General features: G+C 63.5%; 19 protein-coding genes, 1 tRNA gene and 1 pseudogene. 13 read left to right on the plus strand and 8 right to left on the minus strand.

Annotation, left to right across the window (positions count from 1 at the left end; all coding sequences use genetic code 11):
- Nucleotides 1–363 (plus strand): annotated as a pseudogene (locus ACO48X_RS02665) (hypothetical protein); the annotation flags it as partial.
- A gap of 356 nt (nt 364–719) precedes the next feature.
- Here the strand turns inward: ACO48X_RS02665 and ACO48X_RS02670 are convergent.
- The gene (locus ACO48X_RS02670; protein WP_485000284.1) at nt 720–1307 is read right to left on the minus strand and encodes a TetR/AcrR family transcriptional regulator; all 588 of its coding nucleotides are present in this window, start codon (nt 1305–1307) and stop codon (nt 720–722) included.
- Between the two features lie 80 nt (nt 1308–1387).
- On the opposite strand from ACO48X_RS02670, the gene ACO48X_RS02675 reads away from it, so the two are divergent.
- Nucleotides 1388–2044, plus strand: coding sequence for a dihydrofolate reductase family protein (locus tag ACO48X_RS02675; protein WP_485000286.1), 657 nt, complete (start codon nt 1388–1390; stop codon nt 2042–2044).
- A 241-nt stretch (nt 2045–2285) separates the two neighbouring features.
- On the opposite strand, the gene ACO48X_RS02680 is transcribed toward ACO48X_RS02675, so the two are convergent.
- Together ACO48X_RS02680 and ACO48X_RS02685 are read right to left on the minus strand one after the other, a co-directional pair.
- Nucleotides 2286–2359, minus strand: a tRNA-Met gene (locus ACO48X_RS02680).
- 130 nt (nt 2360–2489) lie between these two features.
- Nucleotides 2490–5459, minus strand: coding sequence for a UPF0182 family membrane protein (locus tag ACO48X_RS02685; protein WP_485000326.1), 2970 nt, complete (start codon nt 5457–5459; stop codon nt 2490–2492).
- 388 nt (nt 5460–5847) lie between these two features.
- Here ACO48X_RS02685 and ACO48X_RS02690 point away from each other — a divergent pair, with 388 nt between their 5' ends.
- Complete coding sequence (locus tag ACO48X_RS02690; protein WP_485000288.1) at nt 5848–6351, plus strand: PPA1309 family protein; 504 nt, start codon at nt 5848–5850, stop codon at nt 6349–6351.
- 145 nt (nt 6352–6496) lie between these two features.
- Here the strand turns inward: ACO48X_RS02690 and ACO48X_RS02695 are convergent, their stop codons facing one another.
- Nucleotides 6497–7600, minus strand: coding sequence for a YlbL family protein (locus tag ACO48X_RS02695; RefSeq protein WP_485000290.1), 1104 nt, complete (start codon nt 7598–7600; stop codon nt 6497–6499).
- 348 nt (nt 7601–7948) lie between these two features.
- On the opposite strand from ACO48X_RS02695, the gene ACO48X_RS02700 reads away from it, so the two are divergent.
- Nucleotides 7949–9322 (plus strand): zinc-dependent metalloprotease, encoded by a 1374-nt coding sequence (locus tag ACO48X_RS02700; protein ID WP_485000292.1) that lies wholly within the window; start codon nt 7949–7951, stop codon nt 9320–9322.
- A 136-nt stretch (nt 9323–9458) separates the two neighbouring features.
- A complete protein-coding gene (locus ACO48X_RS02705; protein WP_485000294.1) occupies nt 9459–10595 on the plus strand; it encodes a hypothetical protein in 1137 nt (378 codons plus the stop codon).
- Here the strand turns inward: ACO48X_RS02705 and ACO48X_RS02710 are convergent.
- Nucleotides 10530–12533: an ATP-dependent DNA helicase UvrD2 gene (locus ACO48X_RS02710; RefSeq protein WP_485000296.1), complete on the minus strand. Its 2004-nt coding sequence runs from the start codon at nt 12531–12533 to the stop codon at nt 10530–10532. The genes ACO48X_RS02705 and ACO48X_RS02710 overlap by 66 nt on opposite strands.
- A gap of 142 nt (nt 12534–12675) precedes the next feature.
- On the opposite strand from ACO48X_RS02710, the gene ACO48X_RS02715 reads away from it, so the two are divergent.
- A complete protein-coding gene (locus tag ACO48X_RS02715; protein ID WP_485000298.1) occupies nt 12676–12918 on the plus strand; it encodes a mycoredoxin in 243 nt (80 codons plus the stop codon).
- 79 nt (nt 12919–12997) lie between these two features.
- A complete protein-coding gene (locus ACO48X_RS02720; RefSeq protein WP_485000300.1) occupies nt 12998–13597 on the plus strand; it encodes a TetR/AcrR family transcriptional regulator in 600 nt (199 codons plus the stop codon).
- A 186-nt stretch (nt 13598–13783) separates the two neighbouring features.
- Here the strand turns inward: ACO48X_RS02720 and ACO48X_RS02725 are convergent, their stop codons facing one another.
- On the minus strand, nt 13784–14230 hold the full coding sequence (locus tag ACO48X_RS02725) for a DUF6041 domain-containing protein (protein ID WP_485000302.1): 447 nt from the start codon (nt 14228–14230) through the stop codon (nt 13784–13786).
- 309 nt (nt 14231–14539) lie between these two features.
- Here ACO48X_RS02725 and ACO48X_RS02730 point away from each other — a divergent pair, with 309 nt between their 5' ends.
- On the plus strand, nt 14540–15406 hold the full coding sequence (locus ACO48X_RS02730; RefSeq protein ID WP_485000304.1) for an SDR family oxidoreductase: 867 nt from the start codon (nt 14540–14542) through the stop codon (nt 15404–15406).
- A 79-nt stretch (nt 15407–15485) separates the two neighbouring features.
- Here the strand turns inward: ACO48X_RS02730 and ACO48X_RS02735 are convergent, their stop codons facing one another.
- Nucleotides 15486–15944, minus strand: coding sequence for a MarR family winged helix-turn-helix transcriptional regulator (locus ACO48X_RS02735; protein ID WP_485000306.1), 459 nt, complete (start codon nt 15942–15944; stop codon nt 15486–15488).
- A 384-nt stretch (nt 15945–16328) separates the two neighbouring features.
- Here ACO48X_RS02735 and ACO48X_RS02740 point away from each other — a divergent pair, with 384 nt between their 5' ends.
- The 3 genes from ACO48X_RS02740 (at nt 16329) to ACO48X_RS02750 (ending at nt 19301) form a co-directional block, all read left to right on the plus strand.
- Nucleotides 16329–16700, plus strand: coding sequence for a VOC family protein (locus tag ACO48X_RS02740; RefSeq protein ID WP_485000308.1), 372 nt, complete (start codon nt 16329–16331; stop codon nt 16698–16700).
- A 652-nt stretch (nt 16701–17352) separates the two neighbouring features.
- Nucleotides 17353–18765 (plus strand): hypothetical protein, encoded by a 1413-nt coding sequence (locus ACO48X_RS02745; protein WP_485000310.1) that lies wholly within the window; start codon nt 17353–17355, stop codon nt 18763–18765.
- Nucleotides 18766–18857: 92 nt separating this feature from the next.
- On the plus strand, nt 18858–19301 hold the full coding sequence (locus tag ACO48X_RS02750) for a hypothetical protein (RefSeq protein WP_485000312.1): 444 nt from the start codon (nt 18858–18860) through the stop codon (nt 19299–19301).
- A 70-nt stretch (nt 19302–19371) separates the two neighbouring features.
- Here ACO48X_RS02750 and nudC read toward each other — a convergent pair whose 3' ends face one another.
- A complete protein-coding gene (gene nudC / locus ACO48X_RS02755) occupies nt 19372–20553 on the minus strand; it encodes an NAD(+) diphosphatase (RefSeq protein ID WP_485000314.1) in 1182 nt (393 codons plus the stop codon).
- Nucleotides 20554–20967: 414 nt separating this feature from the next.
- Between nudC and glgX the strand changes: the two genes are divergently transcribed.
- Nucleotides 20968–23193 carry a glycogen debranching protein GlgX gene (gene glgX, locus ACO48X_RS02760; protein ID WP_485000316.1) on the plus strand — a complete coding sequence of 742 codons (2226 nt, stop codon included), beginning with the start codon at nt 20968–20970 and terminating at the stop codon, nt 23191–23193.
- A gap of 139 nt (nt 23194–23332) precedes the next feature.
- On the plus strand, nt 23333–24505 hold the full coding sequence (trpS, locus tag ACO48X_RS02765; protein ID WP_485000318.1) for a tryptophan--tRNA ligase: 1173 nt from the start codon (nt 23333–23335) through the stop codon (nt 24503–24505).
- The last annotated feature ends 55 nt before the right edge of the window (nt 24506–24560 follow it).

The raw sequence follows: 24560 nt of genomic DNA on the forward strand, positions 1-24560 counted from the left end.
ATCGAGTGGGCCGTGCCGCCGCTGCGGGCCCTGCTGGAGATCATGATCGACGGCGTCTCGCGCGAGGGCTGGAACTTGGCGAGCCCGGAGTTCCGCGCACAGTTCGAGCGCGAGAACATTCTGAATTCGGCCTGGTATTCCGAGCGCCTGGACGCCAAGGCGGCCCGCGACGCGCGTCAGGCTCAAGAGGCGATCGAGGCCCTTGCCCGCTTCTACAAGGGCGAAAACAACGAGGAGGTCATCGAGCGTCTGGGGCTCGACGAGCGTTTGGCGGCGGCCCGCGCTTGGCTGGAAGAAGTCACGTCGCAGGCCTATCGCGACCACCTCGTCGGCAGCCTCGGCCTCCAGCCCTCGCTGGCCTGAGGCCAAGGGCCGACGTCGAAGTTTCGCCAGCCACCGCGGCCAAGGCATAACAGGCCGCCCAAGCGGGCGCCAAGCCTCGCCGTCGCCCGACGCACAACATGGCGACACCCCGGCAATCGGCAAGCCCAGGGTGCCGCGCACGCATCAGCGGCGAGCGCGGCACCCGAGCCATTGCTTCACGCCCCGAGGCTTTCGGCTTGTCTTTCGTTTCCCTCTGCATTCAAGATTCGCGCATACACGCCGACGTTCTGGGAGTAAGCGCCTCTCCGCGTTCTGGGAGGAAGCCCTTCCTCACATTCTGGGACAAGCGCTTCTTCGCCGCCGCCACAGGCCGGGCCTTGAGACCATCGGCGCGATCAATCAGAGGCTGAGCCTTTCCCGCCGATGATGCGGTCGACGAGCACGTTCACGGCCTCGTAGGAGTCTGCATCGGGATCGAGGGGAACGGTTATCTGGTCGAGGATCAAACCGTCCAGGGCATAGTGAAACAGTGTGATGTCCGAAGGCGATCCGGGCAGGCCCATCTTCTGGTTGAATTCAACGTCGGCTTCGAGTCCCGAACGTCGCCAAGACGTGAGCGCTTCGGCCACTTCCGGTCGCCTAGCGGCTTCAAGGCGCAATTCGAAGAGGGCGATGGCCGCGTCCCGATCCGTTGTCAGCCGACGAACGATGTCGCGAAGATATGCACCGAAGAGTTCGATGTTCGGAGTCCGCCGAGCGAGGCTGTCATGAAGCTTGGGGTCCGGTTGCAGACGCTCGCCGATGCGCAGCAGGATCGCCTCGACAATCCCGTCTCGGGAGGCAAAGTAGTTCGAGGCGGTCCCCTTCGGCACTCCCGCCTCGGCGTCGACCGCCCTGTGCGTCAGGCCGCGCGCGCCTTCCCGCGCAAGCACTTTCACGGCAGCGTCCGCAAGCTTAGTGCGCCGCTCAAGGTTTCGTGCCATGCTCTTAGCATACCGGAAACCACTACATGTGTTGTGGTAAGTTTGCCTCAACCACAACAACAGTAGTGATTGGAGAAACTATGCGTGAGCTTGTCTACTATGTCGCAGTATCGATCGATGGATATATCGCTCTACCGGATGGGAGCTACGAGGCCTTCCCTTTAGAGGGCGACCACATGGCGGCTTATGTCAGCGAGTTCGCAGACGCTCTGCCTTCCCACGTTCTCTCAGCCTTGGGGAAACGCGCGCCGGGCAATCTTTTCGACACCGTGATTCAGGGGCGTAGAAGCTACGACGTCGCTCGGGCCGCCGGAATCGAACGGCCTTATGCGCATCTGACGGAATATGTCGCATCGCGGTCGGAAACCAAATCGCCAGAAGGGGTGACGTTCACGGCCGACGCACTCGCGACGGTGCGCGAGTTGAAGCGACAATCCGGCCTCGCGATCTATCTCTGCGGCGGCGGAAATCTCGCGGGGCGCCTTCTGACAGAGATCGATCGCCTCATCCTCAAGCGCAATCCCGTCGTCCTGGGAGACGGCATCCGGCTCTTCGGAGACGCCAAGCCCGCAGTACACGACTTCCGCCTGGATCGCTGCCGCACGTTCAAGTCCGGCGTGGCGATCGAAGAGTACTCTCGTTCGGCCCCGCACCACTCGCGTCACCAAGCATGCGATCCCGCGATAGCTGAAAACGAAGCAGGCGATCCCGCGACGGCCGAAAACAAGGAAACCTGAATTCGGCGCAATCACGGCGGTTCGTTATCGCGAAGTTTCCTTCTCTATTCGCATCGCGCGGTTGTGCGCTGCGAAACGCCCGGCCGTTCGAAGGGAGCCGCCCTATTCCGCCTTGGAGACATCCGGCGTTGAAGTAGGCGATTTGCTTCCCGGGCGAGACTCCGGCGGCGGCTGGGTTCCGGCTGTGTTTCGCCGGGACAAGGGAAAGGCCCGAACCGCAACCGGTCCGGGCCTTTGTCTGTGGCGGGGGCAGGATTTGAACCTACGACCTCCGGGTTATGAGCCCGGCGAGCTACCGAACTGCTCCACCCCGCGTCGGCCCGTCTAGTCTACCGACGTTCCAAGCCAGCTAGCAAGGAGGGAGGAAGTGTGAGCTGTCACGTTGAGCGGCGCGTGCCATAGGCTGCGCTCCGCCCCAGTTCAGGCGCATGGCAACGCCCGCTCCCTACTTGCCGCCCTCGCCTTCTCGGCGGGCTTTGACGGCGCGCTCGAGCGCGCTCTGCAGCTTCTTCTGCGCCTCGCCATAGGCCGACCAGTTGCCTTCCTTCATCGCCGAATTCGACTCTTCCATTGCCTTCTGAGCGTCGCTCAAAGCGGACTGAAGCTCGTCGGCCGGCGTCGCCCCTCCCCCGCTCGGCGAGGCGCCGGGCGAGCTAGGCGAAGCCGAAGGAGAGCCGCTCGGGCTCGGCGAAGCACTGGGATTCGCTTTCGGCTTGTTGTTTGAGTCGGCCGACGGAGCCTCCTTGTGCCCGGAGACGCTCGCGTCGCCTGCCTGTGCGCCGGAATCCCCGCCGAAGGTCTGGTTGAGCGACTCTTCGAGCGTCGGCGCAAATCCGATCTTGCTTCCCTTGCCGAAGGTTGTCAGCACATACTGCGCGATCGGATAGGAAGTGCTTCCGCTCGTCTTAGAGGCCTGGACGTAGACAGGTTGGACGTACAAGAGCCCGCCGCCTATTGGCAACGTCAGAAGGTTGCCCATGATGACCTGCGTCCCTCCCTGTTTGAGGAGGTTGAGGGTGGTCGAAACCTTTGAGTCGGTCAGGAAGTTGTTCTCCGCTTGGCCGGGGCCCGGAACCGTCACGTCCCTCGGCAGCTCTATCAACCTCAGCTGCCCGTACCCGTTGCGGACCTTGCCCGGCTCGCTGCCGGCTTCCGAATCGACCGCCAGGAAACCCGTCATGACATTTTGCTTGTCGGCGCCGCCCAAGATGAATCCCGTGGAAAGCGAGAACTGCGCTTTGTCCTGGCCTGGCATCTGGAGGGTCAGGTAGTACGGGGGCTGATCCTGCGTCGAGCCCTTGGGCGCCGTCGGCTCCTGCGGAACGTCCCAGAAGTCTCCGCCCGAATAGAATTCCTTGGCATTGGTCACGTGGTAGCGAGACAAAAGCGTGCGCTGGACCTTGAACATGTCCTCTGGGTAGCGCATATGGGACATCAGATCGCCCGACATCTTTGACATCGGAGTCAGCGTTCCCGGGAAAACCTTCGACCACGCGTTGACGATCGGATCCTTCTTGTCCCACTGGTAGAGCTTGACGGATCCGTCGTAGGCGTCCACAACCGCCTTGACCGAGTTGCGGATGTAGTTGACCTGCTCGGGGGACTCCCCATACTGGCCTGCGCCTCTGGACTTCGCGTCCGCCGTCGCCTCGTTCAAGGATTGGCGGGCCGAGTACGGGTACTGGTTGGTGGTCGTGTAGCCGTCAAGGATCCACACGAGGCGCTTGGGAGTCTTGGGATTGCCGTCCATGTCGACGACGGCGGGATAGACCCTCGAATCCAAAGTCAGGTAGGGCGCGACCTTCGAGACCCTTACGCGGGGATCGCGGTCGTAGAGGATCTGCGAGTCCTTCGTGACGCGGTCGGAGAAGAACAGGTCAGTGTCGCGGAATTTGATGGCGAACATTAGCTTGGAGAAGGCGTTGCCGATCTTCGGGCCGCCGTCGCCGGCATAGGTGGTGGACTTGACTCCGTTCTTCGACCCGCCGGTCGGATAGTCGAGCTCCCACGGCGTCGTTCCCTTCGGCGCGCCGACCACGGAATAGTCGGGCGAGGACTTTCCGAAGTAGACGCGCGGCTCGTACGTGCCGAGTTCGCCCGTCGAGGGGATCCCCTGCTGGAAGAAGGACGGTTCGCCGTCCGAGGTCGTCGTGTTGCCGTAGGCCGAGACGACGCCGAAGCCGTGGGTGTAGACGGTGTGGTCGTTGACCCATGTGCGCTGTCCCTCCGAAAGCCCGCTGAGGTTGAGCTCGCGAACGGAGATGACCGTGTCACGCGGAGTGTCCTTGATCGTGTAGCGGTCCACGGAGAGCTGCTGATCGAAGGAATAGTAAGGTCTGTTGCGCTGAAGCTGGGTGAAGGTCGGCGAAATGATATTGGGGTCGAGCACGCGGATCTGCGCCGTGGTCTCGGCGTCTGAACGGAGCTGGCCCGCGGCGGCGTCGGTCCGCGCCTTATATTCGCTCTTCTTCACGTTGTCGAGGCCGTAGGCGGTGAGAGTGGCGTTGATGTTGCGCTGAATGAAGGTCGATTCCTTCTCGGCGGCGTTCGGGACCACCTGGAAGCGCTGGACAAAGTAGGGAATGGCCGTCGTGACGACGAGGCCCGCCACGGCCGTGACGGCGATTCCGATGACCGTGAATTTCCACAGCCCCTTGACCGCCGCAAGGACGAAAAGGCCGGCAATGAGCACCGCAGCCAACGACAGGATCGTGATGCCCGGAAGGGAGGCGTTGATGTCCGTGAAGGAGGCGCCGGAAAACTTTTCGTTGTTGGCCAGAAGCATGTTGTACCGGCGAAGCCAAAGGAATCCGGCAACGACAAGCGCCGCGAGCGCTCCGAGCACGCCGAAGTGGACCCGGACGCGAGAGGTGAGGACCACCTTCGAGCCGTCGGAGGAAATTCCGCCGTAAAGATAATGGCTGACGATGGCCACCACTGCTCCGACGGCGAGAAGCGTGACCGACAGCGCGAGAAGCGATTGCAGAACCGGAAGGGTGAAAACGTAAAAGCTCACGTCGTTGCCGAATTCTGCGTCCTTCTGACCGAAAGGCGTGCGGTGAAGCCACAGAACGTACGTGCGCCATTGGCTGCCGAGCTGAGCGCCGAAGACGATTCCCAAGGCGAGCGGGACGAAGAGGCGGGCCAGCCACGGGTGTTCCTCTATCTGCTGGCGATACTGGTATATTCCATTTCCAACCGCCGTCTTTTCCCCTGTTCGGGCCACGCTGTGGTTGACGAAGGCCGACAGGCCCACAAGGAGTGTTCGGAACGCGCCGAGGGCGATGGCCCACCCCCACTGAGTCCAGAAAACCTTGGCGGCTTTCAGCTGGGAATACCACTGCACATCGGTCCACACATTGGCGAAGACCACGAGGCCGGCCAAAAGAACGGCAAGGACGACGAGGGTCGGCACGAAAACGCCGACCGACCTGCTTCGGCCGCCCTTGGAGGAACTGGGGGGAATGCTTGTAGCGGACAACTTCGCCTCACGTGTTTCGACTCCGCGGTCGGTCGACCGCGCTACTCCAAAACTAGCCGATGCGCGGCAATATTCCCAGGAGCTCTATGCCTTCGACGGCCGATTCGGCCTGGAACGACGACCTTTCACGCATCAAAAGACAGACCGAACTCGGCGGGCTCCCCGGGCCGGCCGCCCCGTGTTTGCAAAGAGGCGCCGCGCGGCTCAGTTGCAATCCTGCCAACGCCCGCAGCGAACGCGCTCCTCGCCTTCAGCTCACTGCAGGCGGCGGCTTGGGGCGGGGCGACGTCGATCTCGGCGCGCCCCGTGGCACACTTGTGGCGTGAGCGAAATTGAGCAAGCTGTCAAAGAGATCGAGGCCTACGTCGCCGCAGACGGATGGGACGGGCCGGTTCGCGTCTTTTCCCTCGTCGACGCGGAAACGGCGATGTCAGTCAATTCGGCCTTGGCCGCAGAGCTGCCGGCCGACGCCACAGGCCTGCTGTCGATTGAGCAAGAGGGGCTTCCCAGCTCGGACTCGATCGACGAGCTGCTTGGCAGGCTCGCCTGGCCCGACGCCGTCGACGGCGCGGCGATCAGCCTTGAACGCGTGACGCTTCCGCCCGAGGCGGAGGCCGAGATTCCCGATGACGCGGAGGAGGCCCGGCGTTTCGTCGCCGCCGACCCGCGCCGCGAGGACATCAGGATGGTCGTCGGCGTTCTGCGCAACGGCGAGAGCTGGTGCACGATCAGGCTGCGCTCGCACGATTCGCAGGCCGAGGCGATCTCCGGCGCCGACTTGGTTCCCGAGATGATTGAGGCTCTCCTGGCGACATTCGCCGACTGACCCGCGACGTTCGCCGAGTGGCCTCGCCAGCCTTGCAGGCCTGTCGCCTTCCGCGGAATTCAGCCGGCCGCCTTTCGCCAAGCTTTCGGCTCCTCGCTTTCGGCGGAGCCTCCAGCCCGTCGCTTCTTCAGAGCTTTTCAGCTCCTCACTTTTTCGGAGATTTGGCGACGACGTCGCGGCACGTCTGCAAGCCAGAGGCTTTGCCCGCGCCGATGGCCTGGACCGCCTTGACCGCCTCGTCGAAGGTGCGCACGGAGTAGACCTTCATACCCTTCGGCTCGTACCCAATCGTCTCGGCGCAGTTTTCGGCCGGCGCGAGGAAATGCTTCGCGCCCTTTTGCGAAGCCCCGACGAGCTTGTGCTGGATGCCGCCGATCGGGCCGACGTCGCCGCCCATCGACATCGTTCCGGTGCCCGCGATCACCTTGTCGCCGCCCAGCGAGCCCGGAGTCAGATCGTCGTAAATGGCGAGGCTGAACATCAACCCGGCCGAGGGGCCTCCGATCTGTTCGACGCCGTAATTGACCTTCACCGGGTACTTGAGGTTCTTGCTTGAAAGGTAGACGCCGAGCTTGGAGCCGGGATGGGTCCAGCCGGTTGCGTCGGCCTCGTGCGCCGTCGTGGCGATCTCGGCCGTCTTTTCTTTTCCGTCACGGGTGAATCCCACGGTGACCGTCGTTCCCGGCGCGATCTTGGCCAGCCGTTGGGCCAAATCGGAGTACGTCCGTATCTCGGTCTTCTGCCCGGCGGCCGAGATCGAGGTAAGAACGTCCCCCTTGGCGAGCTTGCCGGACGCGCGGGAGCTTTTCGGCACGCCTGCCACCACGAGTTTCATCGTGACGGCGTGGCCCGTCTTCCCGAGGGCGACGACAGCCGCGTTGTCTTGAGAGTCGGTCATGAGAGCGGCGTTTTTCTTGTCGACGTCGCTGGACGTCTCGTTCTCGGAGTAGAGAGCCCGCACCGGGACGGCCTGCATGTCCGACGCGAAGAGCGCGGCGAACACCTGGGCGGAGGGAACCCCGTTGTCGGCGGTTCCGTACGAGCTGACCGTCGTCATGAAAAGCTTCGTCGAAGAAGCGTACGTCTTGGCCCCTGAGAGGGTGACGAGCTGCTTGCCTTCGTACTTCCCTGCGACGTCGATTGCCGGGCCGGGGGTCTCGACGACGTAGGCGCTGGGCATGACGAGGCCTATGACGGCAAGCAAAGCGAATGCCCCTCCGGAAACGAGGCGTCTGCGTGTTGGATTCACTCGTCTATCATGCCCGAGGAGGCCGCGTCTTCGCATGTGCGGAGAAGCCAACCCTCTCGACATCCGCCAGAAATGGTGGAACCCGCTTCTTTGCACGCGCGGAGAGGCCAAGCTCAGAGGATGCGACTTCTCCAAGACGCAGGCCTTCACATGTGCGGGCGCCGTCTGCCGGCGACGCCCCTGCGCTGTACGGCCTCATTGGACTGTGCGGGCCTTATTGGACTGTGCGGGCCGCATTCGGGCGGCGGTCGGACGTTCACGGTCCCCGGTATTAGCCCTCGGCGGACAGCCGCGCCATATTCGACGTCGAACAAATAAACTTGAGCCAGTGGATGAGAGGTGCCCAACGTGAGCGAGAACGAACTGCCGCAAGACCCCGACCAGTGGATGGAAATGCTCCGGGCTGTGATGGGAGACGAAACCGCCGAACGCATCATTGAGCAGATGCGCGAGTCGGGTGTCAATCCCGCAGCGGCTCTGCAAGGCATGGAAAACCTAGACGTCACGGCTGTCATGAATCAGGTCAGGTCCATGCTCGGCTCTTCCGGCGAGGGTCCCGTGGATTGGAGCATCGCCGAGAAGGCGGCGCGCTATCAGATCCAGAACGAGCACTACGACTCCCTGAGTTCCGCGGAAGGCGAACGGGCGCGGGAGGCCCTTTCCGTCGCGTCCTTGTGGTTGGACCCCGCAGTCGACGTCGACCCTTGCACGGGTCCGAATCAGGCGTGGAGCAGGCTGGATTGGCTCGCCCATTCGCTTCCCACGTTCAAGAGGCTGACCGAGCCGGTGGCCGAGAACGTCGGGCGCGCCTTCATCCATGCCATTCTCGGCCAGCTGGGGAACATCCCGGAGGAGTTCCATTCGGTTCTCGGCGACTCCGAGTCCCTTCCCGGGATGCGAAATCTGATCTCCGCCGTCATGGGCCTCCAGTACGGACGGGGCATGGCTGAGCTTTCCACCGTATGCTTCGGCACCGCCGACGCCGGCCTTCCGCTGGTCGAGGGGCACACGGCCGCGATGGTCCCCTCGAACGTCTCCGAATTCGCCGAGGGCCTGGACTCGCCGGAAGAGGAAGTCCGCATGTTCGTGGCGATACGCGAGCAGGCCGTTGCTCGGCTCTATTCGAAGGTGCCCTGGCTGCGTCCGCGGGTCCTTGACGCCGTGGCCGCTTACGCCCGCGAGATTCAGATCGACATGAGCTCGATGGAGGAGCAGGTCCGCGAGGCCGGCTTCGACCCCCAAAAGCTCCAAGAATTCGACCTGTCGAAAGTCTTCTCCAGCAAGCCGACAGAAAGCCAGTCGGCCGCCTTGGCGCAATTGGAGCACCTGCTTTCCCTTGTCGAAGGATGGGTGAGCGCCGTATCCCTCCAGGTCGCCTCGGCGCAGCTGCCCCACGCCGTGGCGCTCGGCGAGATGTTCGGCAGGCGTGCGGCCGTCAGCTCGCCCGCGCAGCGGGTATTCGGACCCCTCGTCGGTCTTCACATCCAGCCGCGCGCCAATCGCGAGGCCCAGCGTTTTTGGGAGGTCGCCTACGCCAAGCTCGGCGCCGAGGGCCGCGACGGACTGTGGAAGCATCCCGATCTGCTTCCGACCAGCGAGGCCATGGAGGATCCTGACGCATTCTTCGATTCGGCGGGGCCCTCCCCCGCCGTGGCGGAGGAGCTTGACGCCTTCCTCGCCGAGCTTTTGGGCGAGGACGAACCGCCGACCGAAGCCGAGTGAACTCCAAGCCATTCAAAGCCTGAGTTCCCACCGCAGCCGCACGGCGCCGACCGCCGTCGACAAAATCCCTGAGAAGACCGCTGACGCCTGTGCATAACTCCGCCGTGAAAATCCGGGACAACGGTAGCTTTAGCCCATGGACAGGGTCTTTCACATTCGCGAGGGCCTCGGAGTGTTCTGGCGCGACCGCAACACCCTGCAGATCGGGCTTGATCCCCGCACAGGCGTGACGGTAGGCGGGCTCAATCGAACCGAGCAGGATTTCGTCGCCTCCCTTTCGCGTCCGTTGTCGGCAACCGAGGTCGAGGCTTCGGCGCACCGAATGCGCATCGCGTCTGCGCGGCGCACCGAGATACTCGACATGCTTGATCGTGCGGCCGTCCTCGCGCAACCGCCCCGGAGTTTGTCCGGGGCATGCGTGCAGCTGACAAACCTCGACGCCCTCGGCGTGTCCATAGCGCTGGCTCTCGCTGAGGCGGGAGTGGGCGCGATCGTCTTCGGTCCGAACACGGGGGCGGTGGGACGGGACGATCATCCGGCCCTCGCGAAGCGGCTCGGGCTGCCGCGAGCTCAGGCGTTCCTGACCGCGTTGCGTTCGGCCTCCGTCGGGATTCGCACGAGCGGGACTCCCGACGTCGCCGTCGTCACCGGCTCGCGCCTCATCGATCCGAGAGCAACCGGCGACCTATGCGGACGGGGCGTTCCTCACCTTCTCGCGTGGGTCGAGGAAGTCGATGCCTGCATCGGCCCCCTGGTCGAACCCGGTGAGAACGCCTGCGCCGGCTGCGTGCACGAAGCGCGGTGCGAAGCCGATCCCGCCTGGGTCAACCTCGCGCCCCAGGCCGTTTTCGCCAAGCCGATCGTCGCCCCGACGAATGTCAGGAACCTTGCCTGCGATCTGGCGGTCCGCTGCATTCTGGGCTTTCTGGCGGGCGACGGCAACAGTCTGCGAGAGGTTCAGTGGAGGGTGCCTAGCGGCACGGCGGCACCCCGCCAAGTGTCCGTCGTCGCGCACCCGGCGTGCCCGTGCAGCGCGCACTCCCTTCTTCTGGGCAAGATCGGCAAAGCAGACGGCGAATCCGATTCCGAGGCGGACGGCGCCGGAGCGAGTGCGGAGCGCAGCGTCAAGGCGAATTCCAGGTCCGGCTTCGAGGCTGTTGCCGCGGCCAACGGGGAGGCGGGTCGGGCGCCCAACGCCTCGGGCGCCTCAACGGCCGGAACGCGACTGGGCGACGACCCCGAGGATCTCCTCCCCCCACTCGGCGAGTTTTGAGGCGCCGATGCCCCGGATCTTCCCCAGCTGAGCGAGCGTCGCGGGTTTGGCGACGGCGACGGCGCGAAGCGTTGAGTCGTGGAGGATGACGTACGCGGGTTTGTCTATGCGCCGCGACGCCTCAAGCCTCCACTCGACGAGCGCTTCGAAAAGGGGGACGTCGTCTTCGTGTTCAGCCGCGAATTGCTGCGCCGCCGCCGCTTTACGCTCCCTGTAGCTCGTCGCGCGGGAAACGGGCTCGCTTGGCCGAGGCCACGTCCCCTGCAGAAAACGCGACATTTTTCGGACGGATCGCTGCCCGTTGCCCTTGGCGTAGGAAATCTGGAGGCACTGCTTGGCGCGCGTGATGCCCACGTACATGAGACGCCGCTCTTCGCCTATCGCGTCCTCGCCTTTGGCCAGCGAAATCGGCATGAGGCCCTCGCTCATGCCCACCAGAAAGACGGCGTGCCATTCGAGGCCCTTCGCCGAGTGGAGGGATGCAAGCGTCACTGAATCGGTCTCGGGCGCAGCCTGAATCTGCGCCCGCTCCTCAAGCTCGGCGACGAACTCGGCCATTCCCGCGCCGCGAGCCTGCTCCATTTCTTCGGCCATCTTGAGCAAAGCGGCCAGCGCGGACCATCTTTCACGCGCGGCGCCCGCGCCTTCCGGCGGCTGTTCGCGCCACCCGCGTTGCATGAGCACCGCCTTGACGTCGTCGGCAAGCGACCCGCCCGCCTCCGCTCGGGCGGCTGCTCGCATGCCCACCATCGCTTCGCGCACTTCTCGCCTGGAAAAGAAACGCTCGGATCCGCGAACGGAGTAATCGACGCCCGCCCGCCCCAGAGCGGCCTCGAGCTCCGCCGACTGGGCGTTCGTCCGGTAGAGGACGGCGATGTCAGCGAGGCCCACTCCCCTTTCGCGCAGCTGGAGAATCTCAGCTGCCACGGCCTCGGCTTCTTCGACGTCGTCCCCATACTCCTTGAATACAACGGGAACCGACGAGGGCAGCTGCGAGACGAGCCTGACGGCGCCTTTCGAGGCGTCGGGGGCGATGACCTCGTTGGCGCACGCGACGATCTGAGGGCTCGAACGATAGTCCCGGATGAGCTCGAGAATCTGGGCGCCCCGAAACTCTCGCGCAAAATCGGCCAGGTAACGGGAGGACGCCCCCGCGAAGGAGTAGATGGTCTGGGAGACGTCGCCCACCACGCACAGGTCGCGGCGCTCGCCCATCCACAGCTGCAACAGCCTGTGTTGGAGCGGGGAGACGTCCTGATACTCGTCGACGACGAAGTGGCGATACTGGTCGCGCACCATCCGGGCGACGTCGGGACGGTCGATGAGGATGCCGATGAGCAGCAGCAGGACATCCTCAAAATCGATGACTCCCCGATTCTGCTTGACATCCTCGTAAGCCCGTATGAGCCGAGCGACTTCTTCGGCGGGATAGCCCGCTGCTTGATCTCGCTGAAGGCTCCGGGCGCGGTCCGGGTAGTCGTCGGGGGTCACGAGGCTGACGCGCGACCATTCGATCTCGGAAGCCATGTCCCGCAACGAGACCGAATCGGTCGTCATGCCGAGTTGGCCGGCGGCCTGCGCCACCATAGAAAGCTTGTTCTCTGCGATCGGCGGAACGGCGCCGCCAATCGCCGTCCCCCAAAAGTAGCTCAGCTGACGCAGGGCTGCGGCGTGAAAAGTGTGGGCCGACGCCCCGCGCACGCCGAGATCGCGCAGGCGCGAACGCAGCTCCCCCGCAGCGCGCGACGTAAACGTGAGGGCCATGACGTTTCGGGGGTCGAGGATTCCCGCCCGCGCGGCGTATGCGATCCTGTACGTTATCGCGCGAGTCTTCCCCGTCCCGGCCCCCGCACGCACGCACAGTGGAACTCCGAAGCGCGTGGCGACTTCGCGCTGCTCCGGATCGAGGTGCTCGAGCAATTCGTCCGCCGATTCCATGGTTCAAGTCTGGCACGTCCCTCCGACACTTTCCGGAACGGCAGATTTTCCGGATCGCCGGCCGTCCATTCCCGTTCGCGCCGTTCGCGAACAAAAGCCCTGCAGGGGCCAAGCGGCGCGCAGACGGGCTTAAACTTGCGTCATGGCACAATTCAAGATGTACACGACCACGTGGTGCAGCTACTGCAAGAACCTCAAGCGTCAATTGGACAAAGCGGGGATAGCCTACGACGAGGTCGACGTCGAAAAGGACCCCGCGGCCGCCGAGCTCGTCATGTCTTTCAACGGCGGGAACCGCACCGTTCCCACCCTCGAGTTCGAGGACGGCAGCGCTCTGACCAATCCGAGTCTGAGCCAGGTGGAGGCCAAGCTCGCAGAACTGTGAGCCGACCGGCTCGAGCCTTCGGCAATGCGGCGAGGACTCGAGCCGAGACAAGCCGCGGAGAATTGAGACGGGGTGAGACATGGCCAGGCCTCGCAAGCCGATTGAAGCCGGGCGGCGAGACAGGCTCATGCGGCAGGCTCGCGCGCACTTTGTCCGCTGCGGATACACCGGCGCCTCGCTGAGCGAGATCCTTTCCGCCGCCGAGTTTCCGCGCAGCTCCTTCTATTATTTTTTCGGCGGCAAGGCCGCCCTGTTCGAAGCCTCATTCTCTGACGGCTTAACGCGCCTGGCAGAAAGGGTGCGCGTGCCCGACGTCGATTCGCTGGACGCAGAGTCGTTCTGGCCCTCGATTCTCGCATTCCTCGACGATCTGGAAGAAGCCGGCGCAGACCAAGACATCTCAACGATCCCGCGCCTTTTCCATATGCCGGACGCTCCGGAATGCGCCGCCCGCGTCGATTTCGGCAGGGCGGCCAGGCAGTGGTGCGAGCACGCTGTCCGCGCCGGGCGGGCGCTGGGCGTGCTCGATCGCGAAATCCCCGTGAGCCTTCACGTCGAACTGGTGTGGGGCATCGCCGTTGCGCTCGACCGCTGGATGGCCTCGCAGGCCGCCGGCGCCGTTGACGGACGCGGACTCAGCCGCATTCTCATGACGCGAGTGCTCGGGGCCCCTTCATGACGCCCATGTTCGACGACATGGCACGCAAGCTCGGCGCCGCCGCGCCGCCCATTGCTTGGCTCCATTGCGCCTACGTTCGGCGCCGCCGCTGCCATGTTCGGCTCTGCTGCGTGCAGGCCCGGCTTCTATGACGCTTCGGCGGGGGCTACGGCGACGAGCTTGCTCTGCTGCGTGCAGGCCCGGCTTCTATGACGCGAACGCCCGAGGCGCCGCGCTTCGGCGCAGACGGCGCCGGGCGAGGAGCAGGTGAATCGCCGCGCCGCCGAAAGCGACGTCGATCGGGACGACCTGCGGAAGAGCCCGCCGCAAGATCAGCATGAAACTGCCGAGCATGGGAAGCGTCATCGCCAAGGCGGCGTCGGCGAGGCGGCTGTCGCGTTCAAGGAGAACGCTTCCCGCGCTCGCCATCGCGACGGCGACGACGGTGTTGGCCTCCTCGGCGTGCTCGCCCAGCCAGCGGGTCACGCCCTCCTCCGCATGCCCGCGATTGGCTTGCAACGCCTGCGCCAAGCGCCCAGGCGTGCTTTCTATGGCAGGAAAACACTTCCCGACGCCGGCTGCGAGGTAGGCCGCCCCGAGCACTCGGCGACGCCGCAGCTCGCGTTCGGCCGCCGAGCGATGTGCGTGATTCATTGTCTCGATTCCTTTCTCTGTGCTGTTCGCTGTGCCGTCCCGATTTTCTTGCCCCATATTCGTGGACAACATTGTCCATAAACGCTAGCATGGTTTCAGGCGTTCGCGCAGACAAACTTCGACGAAGCTTGCTGGAAGCAACCGTTCAGCAAGCCTTCGCCCCCACAAAGGTCGGCCGCGCGATCGCTCGACACACCCACGCCAGGCCCACTGGAGCAGAACGGACAGTCCGGCGGAACGAAACAGCGAGGCTGACGGGGCCTGCTCAATGACGCGAAAAACGACCGCAAAGACGCGAAAGGAAGAACAATGTCCACCGTTCTAGTCGCCGGAGCGACCGGCTACCTCGGCCGCCACATCGTCGAAGAACTTCATCGCCGCGGCCGCCGCGTGCGTGCAGTCGTGCGCGACAGGGCGCGGGCCGAAAAGGAGGGGCCCTGGAAGTCGCCGCCGCTGGAGGGGCTCGTCGAAGAATGGGCCGTCGGCGACGTCACCGAACCCGACTTCGTCAAAGACCTCGCAAAAGGCGCCGCCCAAGTCGTCTCGGCTCTGGGCGTGACGCGGCAGAAAGCCGACCCGTGGCAGATCGACAACCTCGCCAACCGCGCCATTCTCGCCTCCGCGCTTCGTCACGGCGTCGCCTCGTTCACGTACGTCAACGTCCTTGGCGGAGAGAAATGCCCGGCCAAACTGACGCGGGCCAAAACCGCCTTCGCACGAACCTTGAAAAGAGCCGACGTCGTCTCTCAGATCGTCAATCCGTCGGCATACTTTTCTGACATGATGTCGGTTTTGAAGATGGCCAAGCGGGGCAAGGTGCGCATATTCGACCCAGCCATCCGCCTCAACCCGATCCACGGGTCGGACCTCGCGGCCTGCATCTGCGATCTCATGGAAAAGGGAGAGAAGGGATCGTGGGACGTCGGCGGGCCCGACGTCTTCACTTGGGACGAGCTGGCGCGAACGGCTCTCGCAGCCATGGGGAAACGGCCGCGCGTGGGTAAGATTCCGACGTGGATCCTTCCGCCTGCGCTGGGGCTGACGTCGCTGTTCAGCAGACGCCTGGCGGACGCCGCGCGCTTCGCGACGTGGAACATGCTGCACGACTGCGTCGGACCCGCAACCGGCGTTCGCCATCTTGCCGACTTTTATGCGGAGAACCGGGGCCTCGTCTGAGTTCGACCGCTCGGGGCGCTGCTCGACGCCGCCCCGGCTTGACGTGGGCGTCGACTCCCGCCGTCGCCCAGGGCCAGGATCAGTCCGCGGGCAACGAATCCTCTCTCTCCGTCAACGCGTCGACGCATGCGGACAGATCCTCCCGCAGGCGGGCGAGCCGATCGCCGTCAAAACCGCACGTCATCTGCCTTTCGATCCGGGCAACCTCCCCGGACGCGCGTTTGAGCAGTGCCTGCCCTTTCTCTGTAAGCCGGAGAGGCAATGCCCGCCCCTCAGGAGCGCGCTCCGCGCGTTCGGCCAACCCTCGATCGACGACGCCGCGAAGAAGCGAGCTCATCGTCTGGCGCGCGACGAATGCGCCGCGCGCCAGATCGGAAGCGGAGGCTCCGGGATCCCTGTGGAGCAATTCAAGGCAGGCATACTGGGGCGCGGTCAGCCCCATCGGACGAAGCGCTTCGTCCATGCGAGCCCTCAGCGCAGTTTGCAGCTCTTTGAGTTTGTAACCGAGAAACTGCCTCGGATCGCCATTTTGAGTCATGCTCAGACCCCTTCTTGGTCCACTTTCGAACCTCCCTCAAGCCGTTTTCGGTGCCTTCAACCGGTTTCGAGGGCCTGAAACGGCTTCAAACTTCTAGCAGGCTTCGACCGCCCCTTGACCCATAGCAGTATTCTGACATATCCTTTCAATGTCAGGATACTGACATTGAAAGGATATGTGTCCACGCATCGCCCAGACGCCTGGGCGCGCACCACCGCAAGCCGCCCGGCTCAGCCAGCGAGACGAGCCCCGTGCGCAAGGGGCGCCCCGCTTTCATCGCCTTTGGCTGCGGAGCGTGGCACACCCCCGCACACAGGCGGCCCAAACATAAACAGGCAGTCCGCAAAACAGGCGCACAAAACCGCCCATGAACAGAGGAGAAACATGACCGTCACAGGACTGGATTTCGTCGCACTTCAGGTTCGCGACCTCGAGCGCTCGGCGCGCTTCTACGAGACGAAGCTCGGACTTCTCCGCGCCCCGTCTTCACCGAAAGCCGCCGTCGTCTTCGCCACCGCGCCGATCCCCTTTGCCGTCCGCGAACCCCTGCCCGGCGTAGACCTCGACCAAGCGGCCCCACGCCCCGGCCTTGGCGTTGCACTCTGGCTTCGCTGCGACGACGCACGCGAGCTGCACAGTTCGCTCACAGCGGCTGGAACGCCGACCCTGAGCGAACCGACCCAAGGCCCTTTTGGACTGACCTTCACCTTCCTTGACCCCGACGGATACGCGGTGACAGTCCACGAAGACTCCTAAACTCCGTCGCGTCGAAACTTTTCAAAGCCCCCGAGGCCGGGCCTCGGGGGCTTTTTCGCGACCGCGAAGCCTTTCGCGGACGCCTCGCCCCACACCCTAAGGCCTCGCCGCTGAAACGCTTCGCGACCTCGAAACCCCCAGACCCCAAAGAGCCACGACCGCCGCCTGCCGCAACGGAGACCGCCCCGGCCGGATCGCATCCTTGCACCCAACCGACCGCAAGCAGGAAGCAAAGAAGCACGGGGCGACTATTTGAAGAAAAGTGAAACAGCCCACAGTAGAGTGCAAGTTCTTGCAACTGCATCGACCGCATCGTAGGCTAAAGATCGTCGGGCAGACGAATCTCGTAACTGGGAATCATCGTCCACGTCAAAATACTTATAACTTCGATTCGCGCAACTGAAAATCCGCGGATTTGCGCGGTTAAACCGCAATGGTTTGACGCAGCGAGCTCCGCTTTCACGCCTACACTCAGTGTCGCGGCGTCAACCGACCACAAGGGTCGGCGACATGCAAGCGACCTGCATAGCATACTTGTCCACTCGTCGTTTTGAGCGACATACCGTTCGAGCGGCATCCTACTTGAATTCGGTCCACAACGAAACCAATCCAGACCCGCGCGCCCACCGGGCCACAACCCAAAGGAGAAACAATGAGCGAAAACGAGAAGTACGACGAGCTAGACAAATCCATCGGTCGGCTCAAGCGCGCAGCCATTGACGCATACGTTAGAGACAAAATCGGAGACGGGGCGGAGTCGTTCACCCGGAAGACGGCCGGGTATGAGATGGTCTTATCAGGAATCACGATGGGTATCGGCCGGCCGGGGCCAGACGGCGAAGGCGGCGGAACGGGGTTCAAGACGTCCACCTACAACAGCGGACCCAACTACGGAGGAGGCAGTTCCACAAGCGAACTGGACTACACAAAGGAATTCAACAGCGTTCGCAGGAAGATCGAGGATATAGTCGAGCCGTGGAGGAAGCTTCCGAATCCCGAGACAATCGATCGAGTGCTGTCCGGTTGCAGGGGTGCTGTGTCCCATCTCTCAATATCTTTAGGTTCGGAGGGAAAGGGCGTGGCCGGCGGGATTCTTGAAACGAAACTCAATTCGGTGCACGAGCAGCTAGCGCATATGTCAGGCAACACCGTGAACGCCTTCAGATCCAATGTGATCGAGAGCCTTCAACACGTTATCGGCGGCCTGTCGGCTGCGTCGACCTATTGGACGGCGGCCCTCGCCTACGAGCACGGGATCTTCAAGAAAGCTCGAGAGTCGGTCGTCGACATCATCGAAAAAGGGATTGAGTCCTTTGAATCGGTCGCTAAAAAGAGCGCCACCGAGGGACGATTTAGCATCATCTTGGAGATCGGCAAGCTCGCGAAAGAGGGCTTCTCCCTGATCCCCGGGGGCGCAGCGGCCTCCGCGATCGTGAGCAAACTCGAGCTCGGCTTGTCGACCCTCAAAGGCCTGGCCAACGAGAAAACAGTCTCCCAGACATCGGGTTCCTACGACGACGCCCTCGCCTCTCTGACCAAGGCCTTCACGCAATTGAATGAGACCATAACGACGGCGGAGAAGGCAGTGGAGAAGAATCTCATCGACAACATGAGCGAAATGAGAAAAAAGAAAAGCTCATACGACCTCAAGTTGGCGGCTGCGAAGTCGTCGGACGTCAGCACGTCGGAGAGGTTAAACATTGATCAAAGCCGGGTCGTGGACATTCTCACCAGGTCCAAGCCGAAGATTATCGAGGAGCTCAACAGTGCCTGGCATGAGATCCAAAGCGTCCATATGACCACTTGCGTTAGCCGACCCGGAAAGATAGGCATCGGCATCAACGGACCGTCCTCGAAGTTCCATGACATGAAGTGGCTTATCCACGACCTCATCGAAGAGCTGACTAAGGAAACAGAATACGCCTTCAAAGATTTCGAGATTGCCGTCGAACTCATAGAGCAGGGGGACTCGGCGTCGAAAACAAAACTTGAGGAAATGGAACAGAAAATCAAAGACGGCAGCGGCCTGCGCCCATGGCAAGACCGCAGCATCGAGAAAAAATGAGGGACGAAGAGAAGCAGGAACAAGAGAAAAAGAAGCAAGATCCTGGCGAGAACAACCAGGGCAACGGCAAAAAGAAATAGAAAGGAAGAGCGATGACGAAACCCATATTCATCACCCTGCGCATTCTCATCGTCGCGCTAACTTTTTTCGTCCTCAGATGGCTTTTTCTCAGTAGCCCGACCATAGTCGTTACTGCAAGTGAGGTTCACTGCCAGCCCGTAGGGTGGGACTATCTAGGAAGGAACTATGGCGACGGCGGATTCTTCGACATCCACGACTCCGACGAGATGGAACAGTTTTCCATAGCTAACGATGTCAAGGATGACTTAGCGGATCAAAGAAGAGCTCGGAATGATGTCATCAGCGCATGCAGCCTCGCACGCGACAACCGCAGGCTCTACATGAACCTGACAGCGATCTTCGCCGTGGGTGCCTTCATCGCTCTCCCCAAGCCAACACAGAAGAAGCTTAACCTCAACTTATTGAAGTTAAAACGAAAGGATGACGAGCTCGTCACCATTCCCGAATCGCAGTAGAGCTCAATCCCCTATCGATCAATCACTGGCGAAGCAGAACGGCGAAACAAAGCTGGTAGGCTGAAGACTTTCAGCCGACCAGCGGCCGGCCCAGCCATCGCTCGATGAGCCTCGCGGAGACCGACGTCGGCGTGGGCAAACCGATCTCCCCCGAGGCCAGAGCTCCCGAAAACTCCTCCCGCGAAAAGAACCGGGCGAAAACGAGCTCCTCCCCGTCGACCTTCACGTCTTCCTGGCGGGCGCGGGTGCGCCCCTCAAACGCAAGCATGAGGGAACGCGGGAAAGGCCACGGTTGGGAGGTGACATACGCGACGTCGTCGACGACGACGCCGGTCTCCTCCAAAACCTCGCGCGCAACAGCCGACTCGAGCGGCTCGCCGGCCTCGACGAAACCCGCGAGAACGGACAGCCTTCCGGGGGCCCATCGCCCGTTGCGCGCGAGGAGCAGCCTGTCCTCGGCGTCGCGGACGGCCATGATGACGGCCGGATCCACACGCGGGAAAACCGTGTGCCCGCGCCCGCAGACCATCTCCCACCCGCCGGACCGCAGCGACAAAGGCTCGCCGCACCTGTGGCAGAAACGGGTGCCGCCTATCCAGTTCGAGATGGCCACCGCCTCGACGGCGAGCTCGGCCTCGCCCGACGGCCACAGGGGGGCCGTCGACGGCACAGAAGCGAAGTCGGCGCTCACAGGCCATGCGCTCTGGCATCCGGCGCTCTCAGAATCCGCTCTCTGCGAGCCGGAGCCCTCCGAACCGGCTGCCTCGGACCTTGTCCTCTCGTCCCCCTCTGCAACGGCCGCCAGCCGAGAAACGGCCGGAATTGCACGCGAGACGACCCGAGGGTCGCGTGCGGAATCGTCCGCATCGCCGACGTCACAAGCAAAATAGGGTGCGCCGTCCACCAAGCCGAGATATACGGCGCGACGCCGCGCTTCCGGGGCGACGCATCCTGCAGAGACTGCGAGCACGCGCTCGGCGCCGGGCTTGACGGCCACCCTCGCCCCCGAGACGAAGAGGAATCGAGCGCGGGGATTCTCTGAGGCCGCGGCGAGCGCTTTCGGATCGCGTCGTGTTGCCTCGTCCCTTTCGACTCTCACCCGAACGGCGCCTGTCCAAGAACCTGCACGCTCTTCGCCCGCTTGCCGAACGCCCGCCGATCCGCGCTTCACGCCCACACGCTCGGCGTCCGTCCGTCTGCGTCCAGCGTCCACACGCCCGCGCTCCGCACCCGTGCGTTTGGCTCCCGTCATCGCATTGCTCCCGTCCTCGACCTTGGCCCAATCAGCCTAGTGGCGCGCACATCGCAAACAAAACTCGCCCTTGGAAAGAGGACGGCCAACGAAGAAAGGGTTCGTCGACAGAAAGAGACCCGCAGACAAGCTCAGCCAACGCAGCCCATTCGCGCACATGGATTCGGACCGTTTACTCGCGAGAAGGGCCGTTCAAGGGGTGAAATTCACATATGCACGCGAAAACCCGTTGAAGAATGACGAACTGCCAAGGAAAAGACACGCGGAGCTCGTTTTTCGCAACGTTTTTCCCAACATCGCACAATCACGACATTCCGCGGAAATCCAGGCCTTCTCATCCGCATCTGCACTTTCCCGCCGGGCAATCCTTCGCATCGGCATGTTCTGGAGTTGAATCTTTGCCATACTTGCACTGTGAAATCCCACCCGTTGTCGAACGCCGCGGTCTTCGCAGAAACAGAAACGACGCCGACGGAGCACGCCGTCAGCTCGCCCGTCGCCGCAGGCGCACACGTCGTAGGGTCCGGCACAGATTTTGCGCTCATGGCGCCGCACGCCAGCTCGGTGACGCTGTGCCTTTTCGACGGCGACGACGCCAGCGGCGAGCGAAGATTCGCACTCCACTCGCTGGGGCAGGGCTTTTGGGCGGGCCACGTTCCCGGCGTCGGCGTCGGGCAGCGCTACGGATACCGCGTCGCCGGGCGCTGGGCGCCCGAATTGGGACTTCTCCACAATCCTGCCAAGCTTCTTCTGGACCCTTACGCCAAAGCCGTCACGCGCGCGCCCGTCCTTGACGGCGCCCCCTTCTCGCCGGGGTTCAGCCTGGACCGCTCCCGAATCCTGGACCCCGACCCCCTTGACTCGGCCCCTTTCATGAGCCTCGGCGTTGTGACGGAGCCGGAAGAGTCCGTCACCCATCACCCCCGCATTCCCTGGCGCAACACCGTCATCTACGAATGCCACGTCAAAGGCATGACGGCGCTGTGCAAGGACATCCCGGAGGAGCTTCGGGGGACCTACGCAGGCTTGGCCCACCCCGTCGTCGTCGACTACCTTAAGCGACTGGGAATCACGGCTGTCGAGCTTCTGCCGATCCAAGCCAAGATGGACGAGACCTTCCTCGCGGACCTCGGGTTGACCAACTATTGGGGCTACAGCACGCCCGAGTCCTTCGCTCCCGACCCGAGCTACGCGACGCACGCCGGACCGCAGCCCGGGCCCGAACCCGTCATAGACGAGGTCAAGGGCATGGTCGCGGCCCTGCACGAGGCAGGAATCGAGGTGATCCTCGACGTCGTCTACAACCACACGTGCGAAGGCGGCGGCGACGGGCCGACGATTTCGTGGCGGGGCATCGACAACACCTCCTATTACATGGCTCAACCGGACAACCCCGGGCGCCTCATGGACACCACGGGATGCGGCAATTCGCTCGATTTCCGACGAAGGTCCGTGCTCCTTTTGGCGCTCAACTCGCTGCGTTATTGGGCGGACAAAATCGGGGTCGACGGTTTCCGATTCGACCTCGCCGTGACCCTGGGGCGCAACGGGGAGCATTTCGACACGAACCACCCCTTCCTCATGGCCATGTTGACCGACCCGATCCTCGGGAGCCTCAAGCTGGTCAACGAACCCTGGGATCTCGGACCCTTCGGCTGGCGGACAGGCCAGTTCCCGGCCCCGATGGCCGATTGGAACGACCATTTCCGCAACACGATGCGCTCGTTCTGGGTTGCCGATCCGCGGGTGCTCGCGCACGGCGGCAGCGGCGGCGACCTGCGAGACATAGCGACGCGGCTGGCCGGATCGGCCGACCTTTTCGGTCATGGGCGCCTGCCCGGCGGCCGCGGCGTGTACGCCTCGATCAATTTCATAACGGCCCACGACGGATTCACGCTGCACGACCTCGTCTCCTACGACGCCAAGCACAACGAGGCCAACCGCGAGGACAATCGCGACGGGACCACAAACAACCTCTCCTGGAACTTCGGATTCGAAGGCGCGACCGATGCGCCCGGCCCCGTCAAAGCAGAGCGGCGCAAGGCCATGCGCAACCTCCTGGGGACGCTCATCCTCTCCGCCGGAACCCCCATGATCACCGCCGGCGACGAATTCGGGCGAACTCAAAAAGGCAACAACAACGCCTATTGCCAGGACAACGAGCTAACCTGGGTGAATTGGGATCTGGCCCCGTGGCAGCGCGATCTGTGGGAGACGACGGCTTGCCTCCTGCGTCTGCGCAGGGAGTCGAATGCGTGCCGCCCCACCGGCTTTTACACCGAAACGTCCTACAAGGGCGACGTTCTCACCGATTTGGACTGGTTCGACGCCGAAGGCAATCCCATGCCCCAATATCTCTGGTTCGACCGCGGCTACCGGACGATCCAAATGCTGCGCTCGGGACGGGGAAAAGACAACGACGTCCTCGTCATCCTCAACGGCTCGCCCCACGACAAGGAGATTCACCTGCCGGAGGGCCGCGGAACCATTTTCCGCCTGGCTTGGGATTCGGCCTGGGAACGCCCTAAGGCAAACCAGCCCTCCTACGCCCCCGGAGCAAGGACGTCGATCGGCGCACTGTCGATGCAGGTGTACACCGCCCCGCCGGGGCCATGCGAAACGGCGGCTCCGGCAGGCTGACGGGCGAACCTACTAGACTGTGTGTCAGAAAACGCGTCTGGCGGCTTAGTGCGTCCGACTGCGAACCGAACCGACGACGAGAACCAAGCTGCGCGTCAGATGAGACGAACCATGCGTCCGACGCCGAAAGAAGGGACATATGACCGAGGACAATCGGGCTGCCGACGCCGGGGCACTCAGCGGCGGCCGGGCTGGCGACGCCCATCGATCCGACGAGGCCGGACGGGCGACCGGCGGCAGGCAACCCGCAGGCGAGGCGCCGGAGGCGAGCGCGACCCTCGCAAAGGCTCGCGACATTTCACGCAAGATCGAGAAGGCGATTGAGGAAGACCCCGGCCAGTTCCGCGTGTTGACGGGCGACCGGCCGACCGGCCACCTTCACATCGGCCACTATTTTGGCTCCCTCCACAACCGCGTGCGCCTCCAGAAGGCCGGAATCGAGACGTGGCTCGTCATCGCCGACTACCAGGTGATCACCGACCGCGACGGCGTCGGCCCCATCGGGGAACGCGTCCGCTCGCTCGTTGCCGACTACCTCGCCGTGGGAATCGACCCGGCCAAGGCGACGATCTTCACCCATTCGGCTGTGCCCGCCCTCAATCAGCTCATGCTCCCCTTCCTTTCGCTCGTCACGGAATCCGAGCTTCACCGCAATCCGACGGTCAAGTCGGAGCTCGAAGCAGCGGGAAACCGGGCGATGTCCGGCCTCATGCTCACCTATCCCGTTCACCAGGCCGCCGACATCCTCTTCTGCAAGGCGAACCTCGTCCCCGTGGGCAAAGACCAGCTGCCGCACATCGAGCAGACGCGCGTCGTCGCCGACCGGTTCAATTCCCGCTACGGCAAGGTGTTTCCCCGCCCGCACGGCCTGCTTTCCGAAGCGGACATGATCCTCGGCCTCGACGGGGACAAGATGAGCAAGTCCCGCAACAACACGATCGAGCTGCGAATGAGCGCCGACGAAACGGCCAAGCGGATCAAGAAGGCCGTGACCGACTCCGAGCGCTTCATCGCCTTCGACCCCGAGAATCGCCCGGAGGTCTCGAATCTTCTGACGCTCGCGGGCCTCGCCCAAGGGCGCTCGCCCCGCGAAATCGCCGAAGAGATCGGCGACGCCGGGGCTGGAAGGCTCAAAGCGGTCGTCACCGAGTCGCTTAACGACTTTCTCGCGCCGATCCGCGCCCGCCGCGCGGAGGTCGAGGCCGACCCCGGATACGTCGAGAAGGTCCTGCACGAGGGCAACGAGCGGGCGAACGCCATGGCAAACGCCACCCTCGACGAGGTGCGCACGGCCATGAAGATGGTCTACTAGAGGAGGCTTTGCGACGTCTGCCGTCGATCCGCGGCCGACGTCGAGAGCCGAAGGG

It is taken from the genome of Peptidiphaga sp. (genome assembly GCF_057238965.1).

Coding starts and splice junctions, on each gene's coding strand:
- ACO48X_RS02740 (WP_485000308.1), top strand. CDS start 16,329: ATGACCGTCACAGGACTGGATTTCGTCGCACTTCAGGTTCGCGACCTC.
- trpS (WP_485000318.1), top strand. CDS start 23,333: ATGACCGAGGACAATCGGGCTGCCGACGCCGGGGCACTCAGCGGCGGC.
- ACO48X_RS02735 (WP_485000306.1), bottom strand. CDS start 15,944: ATGACTCAAAATGGCGATCCGAGGCAGTTTCTCGGTTACAAACTCAAA.
- ACO48X_RS02705 (WP_485000294.1), top strand. CDS start 9,459: ATGGACAGGGTCTTTCACATTCGCGAGGGCCTCGGAGTGTTCTGGCGC.
- ACO48X_RS02750 (WP_485000312.1), top strand. CDS start 18,858: ATGACGAAACCCATATTCATCACCCTGCGCATTCTCATCGTCGCGCTA.
- ACO48X_RS02670 (WP_485000284.1), bottom strand. CDS start 1,307: ATGGCACGAAACCTTGAGCGGCGCACTAAGCTTGCGGACGCTGCCGTG.
- nudC (WP_485000314.1), bottom strand. CDS start 20,553: ATGACGGGAGCCAAACGCACGGGTGCGGAGCGCGGGCGTGTGGACGCT.
- ACO48X_RS02715 (WP_485000298.1), top strand. CDS start 12,676: ATGGCACAATTCAAGATGTACACGACCACGTGGTGCAGCTACTGCAAG.
- ACO48X_RS02675 (WP_485000286.1), top strand. CDS start 1,388: ATGCGTGAGCTTGTCTACTATGTCGCAGTATCGATCGATGGATATATC.
- ACO48X_RS02725 (WP_485000302.1), bottom strand. CDS start 14,230: ATGAATCACGCACATCGCTCGGCGGCCGAACGCGAGCTGCGGCGTCGC.
- ACO48X_RS02710 (WP_485000296.1), bottom strand. CDS start 12,533: ATGGAATCGGCGGACGAATTGCTCGAGCACCTCGATCCGGAGCAGCGC.
- ACO48X_RS02720 (WP_485000300.1), top strand. CDS start 12,998: ATGGCCAGGCCTCGCAAGCCGATTGAAGCCGGGCGGCGAGACAGGCTC.
- ACO48X_RS02730 (WP_485000304.1), top strand. CDS start 14,540: ATGTCCACCGTTCTAGTCGCCGGAGCGACCGGCTACCTCGGCCGCCAC.
- ACO48X_RS02745 (WP_485000310.1), top strand. CDS start 17,353: ATGAGCGAAAACGAGAAGTACGACGAGCTAGACAAATCCATCGGTCGG.